At 63.1% G+C, this 18,043-nt stretch carries 20 protein-coding genes; 2 read left to right on the forward strand and 18 right to left on the reverse strand.

Translation table 11 applies throughout. From position 1 onward, the window contains the following. Window positions 1-229: 229 nt before the first annotated feature. Window positions 230-622: a 30S ribosomal protein S9 gene (rpsI, locus tag AC1DUB_RS06415; protein ID WP_007867568.1), complete on the reverse strand. Its 393-nt coding sequence runs from the start codon at window positions 620-622 to the stop codon at window positions 230-232. A 10-nt stretch (window positions 623-632) separates the two neighbouring features. Next, on the reverse strand, window positions 633-1,061 hold the full coding sequence (gene rplM, locus AC1DUB_RS06420; protein WP_007867557.1) for a 50S ribosomal protein L13: 429 nt from the start codon (window positions 1,059-1,061) through the stop codon (window positions 633-635). 238 nt (window positions 1,062-1,299) lie between these two features. On the opposite strand from rplM, the gene AC1DUB_RS06425 reads away from it, so the two are divergent. Next, complete coding sequence (locus AC1DUB_RS06425) at window positions 1,300-2,319, forward strand: 23S rRNA (adenine(2030)-N(6))-methyltransferase RlmJ (RefSeq protein WP_477728799.1); 1,020 nt, start codon at window positions 1,300-1,302, stop codon at window positions 2,317-2,319. A 53-nt stretch (window positions 2,320-2,372) separates the two neighbouring features. Here the strand turns inward: AC1DUB_RS06425 and AC1DUB_RS06430 are convergent, their stop codons facing one another. Genes AC1DUB_RS06430 through AC1DUB_RS06445 form a run of 4 tightly spaced genes read right to left on the reverse strand, consistent with a single transcriptional unit; the run spans window position 2,373 to window position 6,290 of the window. Next, complete coding sequence (locus tag AC1DUB_RS06430; RefSeq protein ID WP_477728800.1) at window positions 2,373-3,191, reverse strand: class I SAM-dependent methyltransferase; 819 nt, start codon at window positions 3,189-3,191, stop codon at window positions 2,373-2,375. An 18-nt stretch (window positions 3,192-3,209) separates the two neighbouring features. Then, on the reverse strand, window positions 3,210-4,241 hold the full coding sequence (locus AC1DUB_RS06435; protein ID WP_477728801.1) for a cytochrome d ubiquinol oxidase subunit II: 1,032 nt from the start codon (window positions 4,239-4,241) through the stop codon (window positions 3,210-3,212). Continuing rightward, a complete protein-coding gene (locus tag AC1DUB_RS06440) occupies window positions 4,234-5,637 on the reverse strand; it encodes a cytochrome ubiquinol oxidase subunit I (RefSeq protein ID WP_477728802.1) in 1,404 nt (467 codons plus the stop codon). The genes AC1DUB_RS06435 and AC1DUB_RS06440 overlap by 8 nt, the downstream gene beginning before the upstream one ends. 2 nt (window positions 5,638-5,639) lie before the next feature. Next, window positions 5,640-6,290, reverse strand: a complete 651-nt coding sequence (locus AC1DUB_RS06445; protein ID WP_477728803.1) for a GbsR/MarR family transcriptional regulator — start codon at window positions 6,288-6,290, stop codon at window positions 5,640-5,642. On the opposite strand from AC1DUB_RS06445, the gene AC1DUB_RS06450 reads away from it, so the two are divergent. Next, on the forward strand, window positions 6,289-6,996 hold the full coding sequence (locus AC1DUB_RS06450; RefSeq protein WP_477728804.1) for a hypothetical protein: 708 nt from the start codon (window positions 6,289-6,291) through the stop codon (window positions 6,994-6,996). The two genes, AC1DUB_RS06445 and AC1DUB_RS06450, sit on opposite strands and share 2 nt — an antisense overlap. 115 nt (window positions 6,997-7,111) lie before the next feature. Here the strand turns inward: AC1DUB_RS06450 and AC1DUB_RS06455 are convergent, their stop codons facing one another. The 12 genes from AC1DUB_RS06455 to metF form a co-directional block, all read right to left on the reverse strand. Beyond that, window positions 7,112-7,627: a BON domain-containing protein gene (locus AC1DUB_RS06455; RefSeq protein ID WP_477728805.1), complete on the reverse strand. Its 516-nt coding sequence runs from the start codon at window positions 7,625-7,627 to the stop codon at window positions 7,112-7,114. 125 nt (window positions 7,628-7,752) lie between these two features. Beyond that, window positions 7,753-8,274, reverse strand: coding sequence for an SRPBCC family protein (locus AC1DUB_RS06460; protein WP_477728806.1), 522 nt, complete (start codon window positions 8,272-8,274; stop codon window positions 7,753-7,755). Between the two features lie 211 nt (window positions 8,275-8,485). Beyond that, window positions 8,486-8,875 carry a DoxX family protein gene (locus AC1DUB_RS06465; protein WP_477728807.1) on the reverse strand — a complete coding sequence of 130 codons (390 nt, stop codon included), beginning with the start codon at window positions 8,873-8,875 and terminating at the stop codon, window positions 8,486-8,488. Window positions 8,876-8,912: 37 nt separating this feature from the next. Continuing rightward, on the reverse strand, window positions 8,913-9,896 hold the full coding sequence (locus AC1DUB_RS06470; protein WP_477728808.1) for a Bug family tripartite tricarboxylate transporter substrate binding protein: 984 nt from the start codon (window positions 9,894-9,896) through the stop codon (window positions 8,913-8,915). Between the two features lie 67 nt (window positions 9,897-9,963). Further along, window positions 9,964-11,088, reverse strand: coding sequence for an FAD-dependent monooxygenase (locus AC1DUB_RS06475; RefSeq protein ID WP_477728809.1), 1,125 nt, complete (start codon window positions 11,086-11,088; stop codon window positions 9,964-9,966). Beyond that, the gene (locus tag AC1DUB_RS06480) at window positions 11,085-11,570 is read right to left on the reverse strand and encodes an acyl-CoA thioesterase (protein ID WP_477728810.1); all 486 of its coding nucleotides are present in this window, start codon (window positions 11,568-11,570) and stop codon (window positions 11,085-11,087) included. Before AC1DUB_RS06480 ends, AC1DUB_RS06475 begins: the two co-directional genes overlap by 4 nt. Then, the gene (locus tag AC1DUB_RS06485; RefSeq protein ID WP_477728811.1) at window positions 11,567-13,237 is read right to left on the reverse strand and encodes an AMP-binding protein; all 1,671 of its coding nucleotides are present in this window, start codon (window positions 13,235-13,237) and stop codon (window positions 11,567-11,569) included. The genes AC1DUB_RS06480 and AC1DUB_RS06485 overlap by 4 nt, the downstream gene beginning before the upstream one ends. A 36-nt stretch (window positions 13,238-13,273) precedes the next feature. After that, window positions 13,274-14,167, reverse strand: a complete 894-nt coding sequence (locus AC1DUB_RS06490; RefSeq protein ID WP_477728812.1) for a VOC family protein — start codon at window positions 14,165-14,167, stop codon at window positions 13,274-13,276. A gap of 53 nt (window positions 14,168-14,220) precedes the next feature. Next, complete coding sequence (locus tag AC1DUB_RS06495; RefSeq protein ID WP_477728813.1) at window positions 14,221-15,549, reverse strand: alpha/beta fold hydrolase; 1,329 nt, start codon at window positions 15,547-15,549, stop codon at window positions 14,221-14,223. An 85-nt stretch (window positions 15,550-15,634) separates the two neighbouring features. Beyond that, window positions 15,635-16,360 carry a TetR/AcrR family transcriptional regulator gene (locus tag AC1DUB_RS06500; RefSeq protein ID WP_477728814.1) on the reverse strand — a complete coding sequence of 242 codons (726 nt, stop codon included), beginning with the start codon at window positions 16,358-16,360 and terminating at the stop codon, window positions 15,635-15,637. A 60-nt stretch (window positions 16,361-16,420) separates the two neighbouring features. Then, complete coding sequence (locus tag AC1DUB_RS06505) at window positions 16,421-17,032, reverse strand: septal ring lytic transglycosylase RlpA family protein (protein WP_477728815.1); 612 nt, start codon at window positions 17,030-17,032, stop codon at window positions 16,421-16,423. A gap of 177 nt (window positions 17,033-17,209) precedes the next feature. Beyond that, on the reverse strand, window positions 17,210-18,043 hold the full coding sequence (gene metF / locus AC1DUB_RS06510) for a methylenetetrahydrofolate reductase [NAD(P)H] (RefSeq protein ID WP_477728816.1): 834 nt from the start codon (window positions 18,041-18,043) through the stop codon (window positions 17,210-17,212).

Genomic DNA, 18,043 nt, shown 5'->3' on the forward strand with positions numbered 1-18,043 from the left:
GTCCAGCGTTTTGGGTTCGGGAGGCTGCATTGTGCACGCAGACAGGGCCCGGCCCGGCCTCTGTGCGGAAGGCAACGTAAGGGATTGCATCAAAGGGTTGCAAGGAGTTGCAAGGGGTTTGCCAAAGGGGCCCCACAGCCCCGGAAACCCATGAGAAGACCCATGAAAAAGCCCATGAAAAAAGCCGCCAGGCGAACCATGGCGGCTTTTTTCGGGCAGGGAAAGCGGATTAACGCTTGCTGAACTGCTTGCGGCGGCGAGCCGAACGGAAACCGACCTTTTTACGCTCGACTTCACGTGCATCACGCGTGACAAACCCAGCCTGGCTCAGGGCCGGCTTGAGTGTTGCGTCATAGTCAATCAGCGCACGGGTAATGCCGTGGCGGACTGCGCCGGCCTGGCCGGACTCACCACCGCCGTGGACGTTGACCATGATGTCAAACGTCTCGACGTGGTTCGTCAGAAACAGGGGCTGGCGGCAGATCATGATCGAGGTTTCACGACCGAAGAACACCTGGATGTCACGGTCATTGATCGTGATCTTGCCGGTGCCTTTTTTGATAAACACGCGGGCGACGCTGGATTTGCGACGGCCGGTGCCATTGTTCCATTCACCAATCATCAATGGCTCCTTAGATGTCCAGCACTTTAGGCTGTTGGGCGGTATGCGGGTGCTCTGCACCACCGTACACCTTGAGTTTCTTGATCATGGCGTAGCCGAGCGGGCCCTTGGGCAGCATGCCCTTGACGGCTTTTTCCAAAGCGCGGCCGGGGTGCTTGGCTTGCATGTCGCGGAAATTGGTGGCAGTGATGCCGCCTGGATAACCGGAATGGCGATAGTAAATCTTGTCAGTCGACTTGGCGCCGGTGACGCGCAGCTGGGCTGCGTTGATGATGACGATGAAGTCACCGGTATCGACGTGAGGCGTATAAATGGCCTTGTGTTTGCCGCGCAAACGGAGAGCAACTTCGCTGGCTACTCGTCCGAGGACCTTGTCGGTCGCGTCAATCACAAACCACTCGTGCGTCACGTCAGCGGGTTTGGCGCTGAACGTTTTCATGAGTTTTCTCTTTTCGAGTTGGTTTGGCGGGTTCTTTTCCACGGTCGGTGTTCTTCTGATGAGAACCTCTTAGGTGGTCATTTGCGCGAAATTCTGAAGGAGGCAGGCCTCCCATGAAGCATCACGCAACTCTGCCGCGGAACCACGTGTGCGCTGCAGAGCCTTGGATTATATGAAAAATCAAGGGCTTACGTCAATCCACCCTCGCATTTGGCCCGCGAGAAGGTAGGATAGACCCATGTTTTCCTATCGCCACGCCTTTCACGCAGGCAACCACGCCGACGTGCTCAAGCACACCACGCTGATCGCGTTGATGAAGTACTTGACCCAGAAAGACACGGCGCTGACCGTGATTGACACCCATGCCGGCGCCGGTCTGTACCGGCTCGACGGTGACTACACCGAGACCAGCGGGGAGGCCCAGGAAGGCATTTTCAAGCTTCTTTCGGGTGAAAACCCGCCTTCCACCAAAGCGCAACCTGGCTCGCCAGCCACAAAAAAAGCAGCACCAGCCAAGCCGTCGGCCGAACACCCGCAACCCGCCGCTGCAGCCAAAACCACCGCCACGGGCGCCTGGGCGCCCGCCCTGCACGACTACCTGGAGCTGCTGCGCGGCCTGAATCCCCAGTTTGCCCAGACCGGCGATCCGGCCCACCTGAAAATTTACCCCGGCTCCCCGTTTATCGAACAGCAATTCCTGAGCGGGCGCGACAAGCTCAAGCTGTTTGAGCTGCATCCCACCGATTACAAGTCGCTGGCCGGCAACATCGAGCAGCTGGGCGTCGGCCGGCAGGTGGCCGTGGCCCGCGAAGACGGTTTCGAAGCCCTGAAAACCTTTTTGCCGCCACCGGCACGGCGCGCCATGGTGCTGTGCGACCCCAGCTATGAGATGAAAAGCGATTACGCGCGCGTGAGCGCCTGCATGGCCGATGCGGTCAAGCGCTTCGCCACGGGTACCTATGTGGTCTGGTACCCCATCATCCCGCGACCCGAAGCGCACGATTTGCCGCGAAAGCTCAAGACGCTGGCGGTCAAGGCCGGGCGAAGCTGGCTGAACGCCACGTTGACGGTGAAATCGAGCAAATTGACCACCGGTACCGAGGGAGAAGTCATACGACCGGGCTTGCCCGCCAGCGGCATGTTTGTGATCAACCCGCCGCATACGCTCAAGGCGGAACTGCAAGCCGCCCTGCCCCAGATGGTGGCGCTGCTCAGGCAGGACCGCAACGCCGGCTTCACGCTGGACCACGGCGGCTGAGCTGACCGCAATACGCAATAGAGCAGAGGCAGCGAAGCGCCGGCTATTGCCAGCTACTGCAACGGCTTGTCAGGCGGGATTTTTCCCTGCACCGCCCAGGCCCGCGCAGTCAGGGTGATTGAACCGTCGGCGGCCGCAACAAGCCGCGCCTTTAATGTGTCGCGTATGCGAACACGGGTGCCAGCGTCCAGGCCCGCGAGGTAAGTGGGCGCGGCGCCCTGTTTCCCCAAAAAGGGAGTCCAGTAGTCGTCGAAGTCCCGAAAAACTGTGGCGACATCAATGGCGCGCACGGACACCGAATTCAGGCCGGCCTCGCGAAACAGCATCTCCAGGGGTTCAGGCTGGCAGAGTGGGAAGCGCTGGGCCTGATCGACGCTGGAGTCCTGCGGATTGATCTGCATCGCCACATCCCAAAAGTGCCGCATCATCTGCATGCCACCGCGATAGTCCCAGACATAGGCCGCTACCGCGCCTCCGGGGCGCGTCACCCGCACCATCTCGGCGGCCATGGCCTTCGGGTCTGTCACGAAGTTCAGCACGAGCCCCGAAACAGTGGCGTCGCAGGACTGAGCCGGCCAGGTGAGCGCCAGGGCATCGCCAAGGTCAAACTGCACCCTCGGGTCCTTGACCCGCTCGCGTGCGGCGCGAATAAAGCCCTCGGCGCGATCCACGGCCAGGACCTCGACCGGATCATGGCCTTCGAGGATGCATTCCGAAAGAGCGCCCGTCCCACAGCCCACGTCGCCCCACGTCAGGCCGGGTTCAACATTCAGCCATCCGAGAAACTCTCTCGCCACCGGGCGGCTCCAGCGTCCGACCCACTGTTCATAGGCATTGCCGGCACCCCATGTTTCCTTCGTGTTCTCAGCCATGTCGGCTCCCTCCTGCGCTCAATACTTCAGCGCCGTGCTCTTGCCCCAGAACACACGGTAGGCAAACACCGTGTAGCCGATGATCAACGGCAACACCACGCCGGCGCCCAGCAGGATCACGCCCATGGCCTCGGGCGCCGCGGCCGCCTGCCAGATATGCAGCTGGTCAATCACCAGCCACGGAAACAGGCTGTAGGCCAGCCCGTAAAACGCTAGCAGGAACACGCCCACCGTGGCGCCAAACGGCACCCAGGCGCCGTATTCGTTGCGCTGGGCAAGCCGCACCGGCAGCCGCTGCAGGCTGCGAAAAATCACCCCAAACAGCACGGCGGTGGCCGCAGGAATGGGCAACAGCAGCACGATGTTCGGAAACGAAAACCACTTGGCAAAAATGCTCGGGCTGACCAGCGGTGTTGCAATCGAGATGGCGGCAATGCCGGCCACGGTGAACAGCAGGCTGCGGCGCGCCCAGCGCACAGCCTGCAGCTGCAGGTCACCCTCCGACTTGATGATGAGCCAGCCCGCGCCCAGCAGGCAATAGGCCGCCACCAGGGCCAGCCCGATCACCGCATTGAAGGCGATGGCCCAGCCGGTGGCGGCAAAGCCGGTGATCAGCGAGCCCAGCATGTAGCCCTGCGACCAGCTGGCCAGCAGCGAGCCGGTGTAAAACACGCGGTTCCACAGCGGCTTGTGGGACGCGTGCGCCTTCACGCGAAAGTCGAAGGCCACGCCGCGCAGCGTGAGCCCGATCAGCATCATCGCTACCGGCAGATACAGGGCGCCCAGAATCACGCCGTGCGCCAGCGGGAACACCGTGAGCAAAATGCCGACGCCCAGCACCAGCCAGGTTTCATTGGCATCCCAGAAGGGGCCGATGCTGGCGATCATGGTGTCCTTGTCGTCGTCGCTGGCACGGCGCATAAGCACGCCCACGCCCAGGTCGTAGCCGTCCAGCACCACATAGGCCAGCATGGCCAGGCCCATCACCACCAGAAAAACAATCGGCATCCAACCGGCGGCCTGCGTCAGGTCAGGGGCAAGATCAAGCATTTGCGGCTCCTTCTTTTTTTTCCGGGTAGCTCACGGGATTGAGGGTGTCTTCCATGCCGGCGCCAGACGGTCGGTCGGCATGGGTCTTGTGGCGCGCCAGGTAAAACACCACCGAGATATAGGCCGCGATCAGCGCGGCATAGAGCGTGAGGTAAAGCGACAGGGTGAAGGCGATCCGGGGCGCCGGCACCTTGGACGCGGCATCGGCCGCCGTCAGCACACCCGTGACCAGCCAGGGCTGCCGGCCGATCTCGGTGACATACCAGCCGGCCACCAACGCCACCCAGCCGGCAAAGGTCATGGCGACCAGCACCCGTGCATGCCAGGGGGTCAGGGTGCGCGCCGGGTCTTTCTTCCACGGCGCAAGCTGGTAGACAGTCGCCCAGCTCACGGCCAGCATCAGCATGCCCACACCCACCATGATGCGGAACGCCCAGAACACCGGCGCCACCGGCGGATGCTTGCCCTCGAACTGGTCCAGTCCCTTGACTTCGCCGTCCAGTGAATGCGTCAGGTACAGCGAGGCCAGCTTCGGAATGGCAATTTCATAACGGTTTTCCCGGGCTTGGGCATCAGGCAGGGCAAACAGCACCGCAGCCACGCCCCGCTCCGTCTTCCAGATGCCTTCCATCGCGGCGAGTTTGGCAGGCTGGTGTTCCAGCGTGTTCAGGCCGTGAAAGTCGCCCGCCACAATCTGCAGCGGAATCAGGATGGCGGCGAGGTACACGCCGGTCTTCAGGCTGGCCATGACCTCGGCGCCGCGCTCGTTGCGCAGCCAGCGGTAGGCAGAAATACCCGCCACCAGAAACGACACCGTCAGCCCGGAGGCCAGCAGCATGTGTGTGAGGCGGTACGGAAAGGACGGGTTGAAAATCACCTGCAGCCAGCTTGTCACATGCGCCTGCCCGTTGATCATTTCAAAGCCGGCCGGCGTCTGCATCCACGAGTTGAGCGCCAGGATCCAGAACGCCGACAGCGTGGTGCCGCCGGCCACCAGCAGCGTGGCGATGGTGTGCATGGTTTCGCTGACGCGCTCACGCGCAAACAGCATCACCCCCAGCATGGTGGCCTCCAGGAAGAAAGCCGTGAGCACTTCATAGGCCAGCAGCGGCCCGGCGATGTTGCCGACTTTTTGCATGTAGCCGGGCCAGTTGGTGCCGAACTGAAAGCTCATGGTGATGCCGCTCACCACGCCCAGCGCAAACGTCAGCGCAAAAATCTTCACCCAGAACTGGTAGGCATCCATCCAGTACTGGTCCTGCGTCTTGACGAAGCGCAGCTTGAAGTACAGCAATACCCAGCCCAGCGAAATGCTGATGGTGGGAAACAGGATGTGGAAGGTGATGTTGGCCGCAAACTGGATCCGGGCCAAAAGAAATGCGTCAAGTCCATCCATCGTCAACTCCTGTTTTTATCGGCAAGGTTGGCAGGCTGCACCGCTCCCGGCGGGCCGTCAGACTTCGCCGCCACTGTGCTTGATGCCGCCCGGCCTGTCAAACCGGCCTTGACGGTGCTGGCCACCTTGTCTTTCACCTGCAGCAGCTTCTGCACCTTGGCGCCCATCTTCATCAGGCTTATCAGCGTCGCCGAATCCATCTTCTGCACATCGGCCAGCCAGCCCGTCATGAGCTCAATCAAGTCGTGCATCTGCTTCATGCGCGCCTGGGCATGGATGTCGTCCTGGTTCGCCGGCTGCTCCATCAGCGCATCGCGCAGCATCGACAGCGTCGGGTCAATCTCGCGCTTGCGCCGTTCCTCGGCCAGGGTGCGGAAGATCGCCCAGACATCTTCAGGCGCACTGAAATATTCGCGCCTGTCATTGGGCAAGTGCTGCAACCGCACCAGGTTCCACGACTGCAGCTCCTTCAGCCCCATGCTCACGTTGGAGCGCGAAAACGCCAGCGCCTCGCCAATTTCATCGGCATTCAGGGCGCGGGGCGACACGTAAAGGAGTGCATATATCTGCCCCACGGTGCGGTTGATGCCCCAACGGCTGCCCATTTCACCGAAATGCAGGACAAAACGCTGGGTCAGGGGGGCAAGGTTCATGCGTGGACTTATTGAATTTTCAGGAATTACTGAAATTATAGTAAGTCCGGGATTTTCCTGCTCTGAGGTGTTTTATGCACCGAGTTATTGCTCTCCGGAGGCTTTGCCAGCTACGGCGCTGGCGTCATTTGTCATCCAAATGGAGGATGTGCCGTGGGCTGATGCCCATCTACACTCGGGCATCTGCCGATGCTTCTCAGTCAATTTATCTAGATGGGAATCGGCCTTGAAGGCAGAAAATACATTTGAAAACAATGACTTAACTTTGCGTGGTGCCACTACAAGGGCTTCCCCCATGTATAAGCTCAATCTCCCACGTATTTCTGAACGCATCAGGGGCTTTACGCCTCCCGAAGACGGCGTCATGTTCGTTTTCGATTACGACGAAGTTTTCCGTATCACCCTCGGAGACCCACCTTCCGTTGAGACCCTTCGCGACAACCCCTATGAATTCGAGAGCAATCACCCCGAGCACTTTGGCGTCTCGGACAAAGAACCAATTCTCGAATCAGGTTCTTTCAAGCTGTCTTATCAGTTTGATTCGCGCTCCAATTTTCAGAACATCACTGTCGAATCACCCGAAAAGGCTGAGTCCATTCAGTTCAGAACGTTGTCTGGCGACTGGTTCATCGCAACATTTTCGCCGTGCCAAAAGTACTTGTTAATTGCCGAACCGTATCTCCTCGAGGTCTATTCGTTGCAATGAGCGCCCGCCTAACACCACGTATATGGACGCCCCCTCAACGGGCGACCGGGACCGCCGGCCATGCACCTGAGCCCGGCAAGGGCCAGCAGCCTGCCATTTTTTGCCTGTACAGGGGCTAGTTGGCCGCAGCTGCACCCGCCGGCGCCGTGCCGTACTTCGGTGTGCCGCTGGTGCCGACCATCAAGTGGTTGACCACGCCCATGACATCGTCCACCAGCATCACGGCACGCTCCATCGCCAGGGCCTGCTCTTGTGACTGCACGCAACCCATCAAGGTCACCAGCCGCCGTTCACCCAGCACCCAGACGCTGGTGTCGCCGAATCGGCCGTCCTGCTGGAGATAGATCGCCACCCTTGGAATGATCTCCTTGTCGTAAAGATAGGAGTTGGGCAAACGGCAGCGCCCGGATCGAAAGCAGCTGCCGCCATGCTGGGCGCGCACGTGCGCCTCCGCGCGGAGTTGCTCTTGCGTGAAGGACGGCCCAGCAGGCACGGGGCAAGCCGCCATGGCTGAGCTCACCCGCAGGAAAGGGTCATCAAAGTAGTTTTGCCGGTCTTGCGCGATGGCGGGCATCAAGAATGCCAACCCGCCCATGAGCAGCCAGTTGCTCAGCCTTAGTTTCAGCCTCATCCTGATCTCCCTGGGCCGGCGACGCAGCCTCCCGCGCTTATTTTCAGATGAAATCGGGCGGCGACAAAATTCTGCGGGTGCCAGTCGCGGCCGCACGAACGCCGGTGCCCCGAGCGCGGGAATGCTCAGGGCGTGGGCTTGGGCGCACCGACCAATTCAGCCAGCTGGTCCGTGCATTGGCCCCAGCCCTCGTGAAAACCCATTTTCTCGTGCGCCTCGCGGTCGGCAACGCTCCAGTGCATGACCCGGGCGGTGTATCGGGTCCCAGGACCGTTGGGACCAGCCTCCTCTTCAAAGGTCAGCACCACCGTCATGAAGGGCTTGTCGGATGGCGTCCATGCCTCGGTGTAGGCATCGGTGAAAACCAGCCGCTCGTTGGGGACCACCTCAAGGTAGACGCCGCGATTGGGAAAGTCCGTGCCATCGGGGCCGCGCATGACAACCAGGTTGGCGCCGCCGGGACGCACGTCGAGCTCCGCGCGCGGCGTGCTCCAGGGTTTGGGCGCAAACCATTGCGTCAGGAGTTCGGGCGTGGTCCAGGCTTTGAAGATCTTTTCACGCGGAGCCTCGATATGGCGGGTCAGTACAAGCTCGCGGTCGGCAGTAGTGGCAGTAGTGGCGGCGGTGCTGTGTGAAGTGGTGGTCATGCGATTCTCCTGGGCTGGTTGGTATTTAGCACGGCCAAACACGGCCGGCAATACCTTTGCAGGCCCTTTGAAGGCCGCTTACCTGTACGACGAAGCAGACACGGCTTTCTCGACACCCAGGAGTTCAACTAACGATAACAATTTGCATCGTGTGTCCGGAACACCCACCGCACAAGGCCAGCCCGAACCAGTCTTGAACACCTTTCTCAGGTTAGGCTTCTTTCTGATTTCCTGCGACATACGCCAGCAACAAAAAGCCGCCCGCCATCGCGGTGTTCTTGAGGAAACTCAAAAGCTGTGCGTTGAACTGCGGCGGTTCAGCGGCCCAAAAGGCGTGCGCTATCAATGCCGACGCCAGGGTGAAGGCGCCCATGACGCCAGCTGCAAGCCGCAGCCGCCAACCCAGCACAAGCGCGATACCGCCACCGATCTCTAGCGCAACCGTCAATGCCAGGGCGATTTCGGGCAGCGGAATGCCGAGCTTGTTGAAGTAGCCCACGGTGGCGCCCCACGCCAGCAGCTTTCTCATGCCGGCCACCAGGAAGATGAGGGCCATCAACGCGCGCGCTGCAAACAATATGTTGCGATTTTGAGTGGTCATTTTTGTCTCCGGATGAAAGGAAGGACCTGGCCCGGGCTCAGTCGAGAGAGATTCTGGCGCGCTTGACGATTTCAGCGAAGCGGAGCTTGTCGGCTTCAGCGGCCTTCGTCACGTCTGAAGGTAGCGCAATCCAGGGCTCAAAACCGAAATTCGCCAGCCTGTCCTTGATGTCGGCATCCGCCAGTGCCTTGGCCACCCCGGACTGGATCCGGTCAATCACCGGCTTGGGCGTTCCTTTCGGGGCATACATCGCCACCCAGGTCGGCAACTCGAAACCGGCCGGGCCACCGGATTCAGCCACCGTCGGCACATCGGTATAACCTGCCATGCGGTTGTGCCCCGCATAAGCCAGCAGCCTGACCTTCTTTGCCTTGTACAGGGGGCCGACAGTCGCGGCGGTACCAAAAGCCCAGTCCACCTCGCCGGTTGCCACGGCGGTGTAAAGCTGGGGGAATTCCTTGAAGGGCACGTGCGTCATCTTCGCGCCGGTTGAATGCTCAAACATGGCGGTGCCGACATGGGCCACGCTGCCTATGCCCCAGCTTCCGTAGGTCAGGTGCCCGTCTTTGGCTTTCGCTGCGGCGATCAGTTCCGTCACGTTTTTCCACGGGGCGTTGGCGCCGACGACGATGAAGAAGTTTGTCTTGTACAGCGGCGCCACCGGTTCAAAATCCTTGGCCGGGTCAAACGGCAGCTGCTTGTAGAGGTGCGGCTGCAGCGTCATGTGCGTGGAATCCACGGCCATGAGCGTGTAGCCGTCCGGCTGCGCACGCTTGGTCTCGCCGATCGCCAGCCAGCCGTTGGCGCCGGGCTTGTTGTCCACCACCAGTTGCTGGCCCCAGTCGCGCGTGAGCTTTTCACCGACGCTGCGCATCACCGAGTCCGGGCCGCTGCCGGCGGAATACGGCAGGATGGCGCGTACCGGCTTGACCGGAAAGGTCTGTGCCGCCGCCGGCAGCAGGGCGCAAGCCAGCAGCACGGCGGCCGCGCCTGTCAATGATTTGATTTGCAGGAATTTCATGGTGTTGTCTCCGTGGGTCTCGTGGTGGGGGCGTGATCGGGTGGCGGGGAAATGACTTCAAAGGACTTCAAAGGGCTTCAAAGGCCGCGGTGAAGTGCGGGTCGCGCTGCTTCAGGTCGTCGTGGCTCACCTGGCCGGTGCGCCGCATGTAGTCGTAGGCAAAACTGACCGGGTCCAGATGCAGCTTGCCAGCCACGTTTTCATACCAGTCCAGGCTTTTGGCCGCGGCGTTCTGAAAGCTCGATGACGCCGGCCGCCGCGTGGCCTCGAACGCGGCAAAGGCCAGGGCCAGGTCGTCCGGGTGCGCCGCCAGGCCCTTGTGCAGCGCAATCGCGTCCTGCATGGCCATGCGCGTGCCGGAGCCGAGCGAGAAGTGAACCGTGCGCAAGGCATCGCCCAGCAGCACGATGTTGCGATGGGTCCACTGCTCGTTTTTGACGATGTTGGCTTCAAACCAGAGCGAGCGGTTGGTCAGCAGCGCATGGGCGCCCAGCTCGGCGCCAAACACCTGTGTGCAGTAGCGGCGGCTCTCGTCTTCGCTGGCCGCGTCCAGCCCGGCGCGCTTCCAGGTGTCGGGGTCGACCTCGACAAGAAAGGTGCTGAGCTCGGCGCTGTACTGGTAACTGTGGGCAATGAAAACGCCGTGCACGGTTTCCTTGAAGATCAGCGACACCGGATGAAAGCGCTGGCGCGTGCCGTACCAGGCAAACTTGTTGCGGCGTTTTTCAAAGCTGGGACGGAAGTGCCCGGCAAACTGGGTACGCACGGCGCTGTTGCCGCCGTCAGCAGCAACCAGCAAATCCACCTCCGAAGCCAGCGCACTCACGTCGCCGATGCGCTGCCCGTAGTGAACGCGCACGCCCACGCGCTCGCAGGCCCGCTGCAGCGTCTGCAGCATGTCGATGCGGGCGGTGCGCGAAAAGTGGTTGCCGTGGATCTGCACATGACATCCGCGGTGCACCACCTCCATGTAGTCGCACTTTTCATGGTGGGCCGTGAACTCGGCAAAAAACTCCGCGTCGGCCTCTTTCAGGAAGGCCAGGCCCACATCCGAAAACACCACGCCCCAGCCGTAGGTGGCGCCTTCGGGGTTCTGTTCATACACATCAATCTCATGCGCCGGGTTGTGCTTTTTGGCGAGCAGCGAGAAATACAGCCCGGCCGGCCCGGCGCCGATGACGGCGATCTTCATGGTGTGCTCCTCTCTGGCATGGTGGATGGCGCTGTTGCGCAGGCCGCCTGGTAGCGCTCCAGCGCGGCGCGGAACGCCGGCGGGATCTCGATCGAACGGCGCTCGTCGCGCGCCACGCACACCGGCGTCAGCGTGGCGGCAAAAATTACCTCACCTGCCAGCGTGCGGCCGGTCACGTCCAGTACATAGGTGCGGCTGTGGATGCCGGCCACGGTGACCGTCATGTCGAATTCGTCGTCGGGCCGCAGTGAACGCCGGAAGTCAAACGCCAGCGCGCGGCTGGGCGTGCCAAAGCCCTGCTCGTGTTTGGCGCGCTGCGGCGTGGTGCCGAACAGCGAGCCGTAAAAAAGCTCGGCCGCCGAGATCACGTATTCGGAAAACGTCGGCGTGTAGACCACGCCCGCCGGGTCGCAATCACCCCACTTGACGCGGCGGCGAATCACCAGCGGCCGCTCGCTCAGCACCTGCTCGGTGGCGATCATGACGGGCTCCCTGCCGCCTCGGCGGCCAGCTGGTCGGCGATGCGCTGCTTCAATGCGGGCTTGTCGACCTTGCCCACGCGCGTCAGCGGGTAGCTGTCCACGATCTCGACCCGTTCCGGGCACTTGTATTTCGCCAGGCCCAGGCCGACGAGGAAGGCGCCGAGCGCCTTCACGTCGGGCGCAACCATGCCGGGGCGCGGAACAATGAAGACGCAGGCCTTCTCGCCGTAGAACGGGTCGGGCATGGCAACCAGCTTGGCGTCGGCCACGGCCGGGTGCTGGCTAACGAAACCTTCTACCTCTTCGCAGCCGATTTTTTCACCGCCGCGGTTGACGTTGTCGCGCAGCCGGCCTTCAAAGGCATAGCAGGTGACGCCGTCAACGACGTGCGCGGTCATCATGTCGCCGGTGCGGTAGAAGCCATCGGAGGTGAAGGCTTTGGCGTTCGCCTCGGGATTGCCGAAGAAGCCGGTCAGGCTGGACGGGCCGCGAAAGCACATCTCGCCCATCTCCCCGGGTGGGCTCGGTTCTTCGGTTTCGGGCACCAGCAGGCGGATCTCGTCGTGCGCGCAGCCCGAGGCGCCCTGCGTGTGGTGCCGTGCAAAGGCCGGCGCGTCGGCGGGCGAGCCGAGCAGCAGCCCTTCGGTGATGCCGTACAGGTTGGAGCAAGGCACGCCGATGTGCTTCTCCAGGTTGTCGGAGCGGCTCATGGTGGCAAAGAGCTGTAGCGACGACAGGTCGTGCCTGGCGATGTCGGTATACGCCAGCAGCTGCGGCGCAATCGGGCCGATCGACAGGGCATGCGTGATGCGGTGTTCTTCAATCAGCGCCAGCATGCGGCCAATGTCCACCCTGGGCATCAGCACCACGGTCACGCCCATCAGGGCCGCCGGCATCAGTGTGTACAGCTGGCCGGCGTTGTGCAGCAGCGGCAAAGACCAAATCACGCGGCTGCCGGCGTCGATGCGGTAGCGCCGCATCCATGCGGCCGAGTGCCCGAGGTATTCGGCATGAAAGCGCGGAATGATTTTGGGTACGCCGGTGGTGCCGCCGGAGAGCTGGAAACTCAGCACGTCTTCCATGCCGAGCGCAATGTTGCCCAACTGCTGCCGCGCCTGCTCAAGGGGCATGTCGGCGATCAATGCGTCGATGCCGGGCAGGCCGGCCACCGTGCCGCGCACGACGACCAGGTGTTCCAGCGATGGGTGCCGGGCCGCCATGGTCCGGGCAAAACCGACCAGGTCAAAGCTGCCGAAATCGGCCTGCACAAAATAGCCGCGGGCGCCCGACTGGGCGGCAAGCTGGCCGATTTCAACCTCGCGGTGCTGCGGCAGCGAGCACACCGGCACAATGCCGGCCTTGTAGCAGGCCAGCAGCACGATGGCGGTGTCCACCGTCGTGCCAAGCTGGAAGATGGCACGGTCGCCCGTCGCCAGCCCCATCGCCAGCAGCGCTGCGGCCAGGCGATCCGTTGTTTCGTCCAGCGCGCGAAACGTCAGGCTTCGCTCATCGCTGATAAAGGCCAGCCTGTCGGGGTAGCGCGCCGCCGTGGCGCGCAGGCAGTCGCCCACGGTGGAGGCCACCCAGGAACCATTCGCCAGCGAAGCGGCGGCGCGTTGGTCGGAGGGGTAGGTCACGCCCTCAATGGGGCTTTGAATGTCTCGCATGCTTGTCTCCGGGGTCTCTTAGGTTTCAGCGTGTGCTCAGCGCCGGGCCGGCGCGATGACCACACGGTCCCGCTCAAACACCTCAATGTGCCCGCGAACCCCGCCGGTGAACAGCCCGTACCAGACGGCGGGTTTGAGCCCCAGCGCCTTGCGGCGGAATTCCATCGATTGGCTCGCCTCGATCAGGTCGTAGTCGCCCACCGCCGTCACGCAGCATTCGGGCCGCGCCGTGGCGTCTTGGATCAGTGCCGAAAACTCCTCGAGCCGGGGCACGTAAATGCCCACGCCCGGGCCCGCGCGGTCGCCAGCACCGCGACGTTCATCCAGCAGTCTGGCCTTGGCGGACCAGATGTCGTCAATACGGGCCAGACGGCTGCCGCGCCGCACGGCGGCGTCCTCAGCCTCCAGCGCGGCCTGCAGGGTCAGCGCGCCGTCGTCGGCATCGAGCCGGTCCAGCGGGCGCAGCTTGCGCGTGAACTCGACAAAGTAACCGTTGGGGTCGCGCACATAGATGGACTCGATGACTTCATGGGCGGTTTCCACCGAGACGTTCAGCCCCTGGGCCTCCAGGCGCTGCTTCCAGGCCTGGAGTTCTTCGGCGCTCTCGACGATCCATGCGGTGTGGGTGGCGTCGAACACGTGGTCGTCGGGCAGTGGCGGCTTCGACGCCCGGTCTTGCATCGCGGCCGGCAGGTCGGAGCCCAGGTAATAGAAGAAGGCAATCGTGCTGCCGTTCCCGCTGTCAAAGAAAAAATGCAGGAAGTCCGGGTGCGTGGCCGGGCCCCAGCCGCGGGCCGAGATGACATGCACCAGGGGCAGCCCCAGCTTGTCGCGGTAGAACTCGATGGTTTCGCGCAGCTTCCAGGTGGGCCGGGCGGTGTGGTCAACACCGCGCAATGCGGGTTGGGGAAGCAGGTCACGGGCTGACATGGTGGTCTTTCTGACGTGTGGGTGAAAAGGTTGTGCGAAAGGGCGCTGGGCCATCACTGCGGGAAGCGCTCCTGGAGCCAGGCACCGAGCAGCCGGCCGGCCTCCAGCCGCCCGGGCTCTTCACCGGGCGACAGCGCACGGCCGTGGTGGTCGCCGCGCACGCGCAGGTGGCGCTTGTCGGCGCTCGCGAGCGATTCGAAAATCTGCCGCACGTCGCCCGGAAAGCAGGCCTGGTCGCCGGTGTACTCGACCACCAGCACCGACTGCGTGATGGCCGCGGCGGTCTTGGCCAGCGTGGCGTTGGACGAGATACCCGACCAGGTGGAAAGCCAGCTCTCCGGCGTGCACTGCCGTGCAAAGCCGACCGCGCCATAGTTGGAGGCAAAGGGCTCGGCGCCCCACAACGAGCCAAACTTGCGGTCCGACGGGTCCAGCGACAAATCAAGGCAGCGCAAGTCGCCATCGGTGCGCCAGACGTTGATGATGGGCGTGTGGCCCGCCAGCCGCCGGTCTTCGGCGCTGGCGCCCTTGCTCGCACCGTTATCCGCGCCCTTGCCCGCGCCATCAACCGCGGCCTTGACGCGCCGGCGCGCCGCCAGGCGCCGCTCGATCAGTGCACGGGCCGTCGCGTCCAGGCGGGCGACGCGGTCACGCTGGGCTGCCCGGTAGCGCGCCACAAACTCCGGCGCATAGCGCGTGGCTTTCGGGCCGGCATAACCGTTCGCCGGGTTGAGCGGGTCGAGCGAGGCGTCAACCGACAGCGCATCATTTTCGTCAGCCACCGAAGGGTCGATGCAGTTCATCAGCAGCGCGCCCTGCCCCGGGTGCGGGCCGATGAACACCATGCCATCGGGCACGGGCATGTCCAGCGCTGCCAGCTGGGTGGGCTTGCCGCCGGGTGTTTTGGCAATGCGCGACTCGCCCGGCAATGCGGCCTGCTGCGCGTAGAAGGCATACAGCCCGGCGCCGCCTGAGTTGCCCAGCAGCACGATGCGCCTGAAGCCGCGCGACCGGAGATAGGCCAGGCCGGTGGCCACGTCGTGCAGCGCGAATTCATGTTCCAGCCGCAAGTCGTTGCCGACCGAGCGCGGCGCCTGCGACCAGGCGGCATAACCCGCCCCGACGATGTCCGGGATGAGGTAATGGCAGGCCATGAATTCCCGCGGGTGCATCACGCACACGACGGTGTCGCTCGGCGTGGCGGGCTGGTACAGCGAGCCGCTGGTGGCGGCGCCATCGGCGGTACGCAACACCACATTGGTGGTGTGCGTGCCTTGCGGCACATCGCGCGGGTTCCAGTCGGTATTCAGAAATCCCGCGGTCGCCTGTGAGGCGGGCTGTGACGCGGTGTTCGCGGTTTTGCCTGGATCGGTTGCTGTCATCTGTCAAGCCGCAGCGCGGCCCCGTCATTGATTTGGATCAATGATAGGCAGATTCGACAGTAGTGTCAATTATTTGACGTTAGTGTTAACCCGAATGCCGCAGCGGCTTCTTTTTCAGGTGGTTGTCGAAAGCGGTCAGCGCATCCCGCATCTGGCTGACCGCCTCTTCCACCGACCCCGCACGTGCGCGTTGCGCATGGTCGGGCAACAGCGCACGCAGGCTGAAGTCGGCAATGGACTCGGCCACGCCGCTGGCCGGCACATTGCCCTTGGCGTCGAACCACCAGGCGCACCAGTTGCACATGCCGATGATCGAAAACGCGGCGATATGGGCGTTGGTGTCGCGAAACTGGCCTTCGTCGATCCCGCGCTGGATCACCCGCACAAAGTGCTCCAGCACCGCGCGGCGGGCCGCCTCGGCCGCCGCCCGGTGCGGCTCGGGCAGGTTGCTCTCGCTGCGCTCCACCACCCGGAACTGCAGCGGATGCGAAAGAATGAGGCCCGCATGCTGCAGGATCAGCTGCCGCAGCGCATCCCGCGGCGGCAGGAGATCGCGCTCCGAAACACTCGCGGCGAGCAGGCTGGCTTTTTCGGTGACTTCTTCGGTCAGCGCTTCCAGCATCGACTCCTTGCTGGGGAAGTAGTAATAAAGCGCCGTTCGGCTGACACCGACCGCGTCCGCGATGTCATTGATGTTGGTCCCGCCGAAACCTTTTTCGATAAACAGCAGGGACGCCGCGTCCAGGATGGACTGGCGCTGCGCATCGTTGCGCGTGGGCCGGGGCCTGGCTTCTTTTGCTTTGCTCGTCATGTTCAAAATGTAGCGCACTCGCGCGCTGCGGGAAGAGGCAGTCAGAAGCCCAAAAGCCCGCTACAGGGCGTTGCCCGCTGACCGGCCCTGACGCACCTTGCGCGCGCGGCGCTTTTTGGCCACCGGTGGCACTGGCGCCTCGGCCATCGGCGTGGATTCCGGCACCAGCAGCAGCACGTCTTTGACACCCAGCCCCATCATGCCCAGGGCCTCGGCCGCGGCGCGGCTCACATCGATGACCCGGCCCGCGCCGAAGGGGCCGCGGTCGTTGATGCGCACCTCGACCTCGCGTCCGGTCACCAGGCTGCGCACGCGCACCAGCGTGCCGAAAGGCAGGGTCTTGTGCGCCGCCGTCAGCGCATGCATGTCGTAGCGTTCACCGCTGGCCGTGCGGCGGCCATGAAAGCGCGGCCCGTACCACGATGCCTGGCCGCGCTCAAGTTCGCGGGGTACTTCGCCAGCCAGCAACTCCGGCTCGGGCGCCACGGACAGGTTGGCCGGCGCGGGACCACCCATCGGATCTGCCGGTGCCGGCGGGACAGTGACCCCAGGCTTGGTGGCCGGGCCGGGTGGAAAACTGGACGGCGGCTGCGTCGGCGGGGCTGTCGCACAGCCCGCCAGCACGGCCAGCAGGCTTGCAACAATCCAGACCCGGATAGCGCCCTGGTGCACAGGCTTACCTAGTGCAGTGTTGCACGCTATCTGGAACATAAAACCGCGTCTTTTGCGCCATGGCAGCGTTACAAATCCGCGCGATACCTGCGGGTATCGCTGTGGTTTGCGCCTTGCCCTGACCCAAAATCCATCGCTTTTATTGGTCCCATCAAGCATGCAACACTGCACTAGCCATCAGGCCTTGTACTGCAAACGCCGAAGGATCTCCGTCGTCGCAGCGGCCTGGTTCATCGTATAAAAATGAATGCCGGGCACGCCGGCCGTGCAGAGCTGGTCGCACAGCTCGGTGACGACGTCGAGGCCGAAGCTCTTGATGGACGCCGTGTCGTCGCCGAAGCCCTGCAGCCGCAGGCGGATCCAGCGGGGGATTTCCGCGCCGCAGGCATCGGAAAAGCGCATGAGCTGCGTGGAGCTGGTGATGGGCATGATGCCGGGCACCACCGGCACATCCAGGCCAAGTTTGCGCACATCGTCCACAAACCGAAAGTAGGCGTCCGCGTTGAAAAAATACTGGGTGATGGACGAATTGGCGCCGGCCCTGACCTTGGTGGCAAAAGCCTGCAGGTCGGCATCGGCCGACTTGGCCTGCGGGTGAACCTCGGGGTAAGCCGCCACTTCAATGTGAAAAGCGTCTCCGGTTTCTTCACGGATGAAAGTCACCAGGTCGCTGGCGTAATGAAACTCGCCGCCGATGCCGTAGCCGCTGGGCATGTCGCCGCGCAGGGCGACCAGGTGCTTCACGCCCATGGCCTGCAGGGTCGCCAGCTGCTGGCGCACCGTGACCTTGGTCGCGCCAATGCAGGAGAAATGACAGGCCGCGATCACGCCTTCGTCCAGGATTTCCTTGACGGTGCCAAAGGTGCCTTCTTGCGTGGAGCCCCCCGCGCCAAAGGTCACGGAGCAGAACTCCGGCTGGTGCGCGTAAAGGGCCTGGCGGGTCACGCGCAGCTTGTCTGCGCCCTCAGGCGTCTTGGGAGGAAAGAATTCAAAACTGATGGGAAGATTCAT

Source organism: Polaromonas sp. P4_F9 (assembly GCF_056401235.1).

Excerpts from the sequence above, each read along its gene's own strand:
- AC1DUB_RS06445 (WP_477728803.1), bottom strand. The coding sequence starts at position 6,290 with ATGAACCTTGCCCCCCTGACCCAGCGTTTTGTCCTGCATTTCGGTGAA.
- AC1DUB_RS06430 (WP_477728800.1), bottom strand. The coding sequence starts at position 3,191 with ATGGCTGAGAACACGAAGGAAACATGGGGTGCCGGCAATGCCTATGAA.
- AC1DUB_RS06500 (WP_477728814.1), bottom strand. The coding sequence starts at position 16,360 with ATGACGAGCAAAGCAAAAGAAGCCAGGCCCCGGCCCACGCGCAACGAT.
- metF (WP_477728816.1), bottom strand. The coding sequence starts at position 18,043 with ATGAATCTTCCCATCAGTTTTGAATTCTTTCCTCCCAAGACGCCTGAG.
- AC1DUB_RS06440 (WP_477728802.1), bottom strand. The coding sequence starts at position 5,637 with ATGGATGGACTTGACGCATTTCTTTTGGCCCGGATCCAGTTTGCGGCC.
- AC1DUB_RS06495 (WP_477728813.1), bottom strand. The coding sequence starts at position 15,549 with ATGACAGCAACCGATCCAGGCAAAACCGCGAACACCGCGTCACAGCCC.
- rpsI (WP_007867568.1), bottom strand. The coding sequence starts at position 622 with ATGATTGGTGAATGGAACAATGGCACCGGCCGTCGCAAATCCAGCGTC.
- AC1DUB_RS06480 (WP_477728810.1), bottom strand. The coding sequence starts at position 11,570 with ATGATCGCCACCGAGCAGGTGCTGAGCGAGCGGCCGCTGGTGATTCGC.
- AC1DUB_RS06455 (WP_477728805.1), bottom strand. The coding sequence starts at position 7,627 with ATGAGGCTGAAACTAAGGCTGAGCAACTGGCTGCTCATGGGCGGGTTG.
- AC1DUB_RS06450 (WP_477728804.1), top strand. The coding sequence starts at position 6,289 with ATGCGTGGACTTATTGAATTTTCAGGAATTACTGAAATTATAGTAAGT.
- AC1DUB_RS06425 (WP_477728799.1), top strand. The coding sequence starts at position 1,300 with ATGTTTTCCTATCGCCACGCCTTTCACGCAGGCAACCACGCCGACGTG.
- rplM (WP_007867557.1), bottom strand. The coding sequence starts at position 1,061 with ATGAAAACGTTCAGCGCCAAACCCGCTGACGTGACGCACGAGTGGTTT.
- AC1DUB_RS06470 (WP_477728808.1), bottom strand. The coding sequence starts at position 9,896 with ATGAAATTCCTGCAAATCAAATCATTGACAGGCGCGGCCGCCGTGCTG.
- AC1DUB_RS06465 (WP_477728807.1), bottom strand. The coding sequence starts at position 8,875 with ATGACCACTCAAAATCGCAACATATTGTTTGCAGCGCGCGCGTTGATG.
- AC1DUB_RS06435 (WP_477728801.1), bottom strand. The coding sequence starts at position 4,241 with ATGCTTGATCTTGCCCCTGACCTGACGCAGGCCGCCGGTTGGATGCCG.
- AC1DUB_RS06475 (WP_477728809.1), bottom strand. The coding sequence starts at position 11,088 with ATGAAGATCGCCGTCATCGGCGCCGGGCCGGCCGGGCTGTATTTCTCG.
- AC1DUB_RS06460 (WP_477728806.1), bottom strand. The coding sequence starts at position 8,274 with ATGACCACCACTTCACACAGCACCGCCGCCACTACTGCCACTACTGCC.
- AC1DUB_RS06485 (WP_477728811.1), bottom strand. The coding sequence starts at position 13,237 with ATGCGAGACATTCAAAGCCCCATTGAGGGCGTGACCTACCCCTCCGAC.
- AC1DUB_RS06490 (WP_477728812.1), bottom strand. The coding sequence starts at position 14,167 with ATGTCAGCCCGTGACCTGCTTCCCCAACCCGCATTGCGCGGTGTTGAC.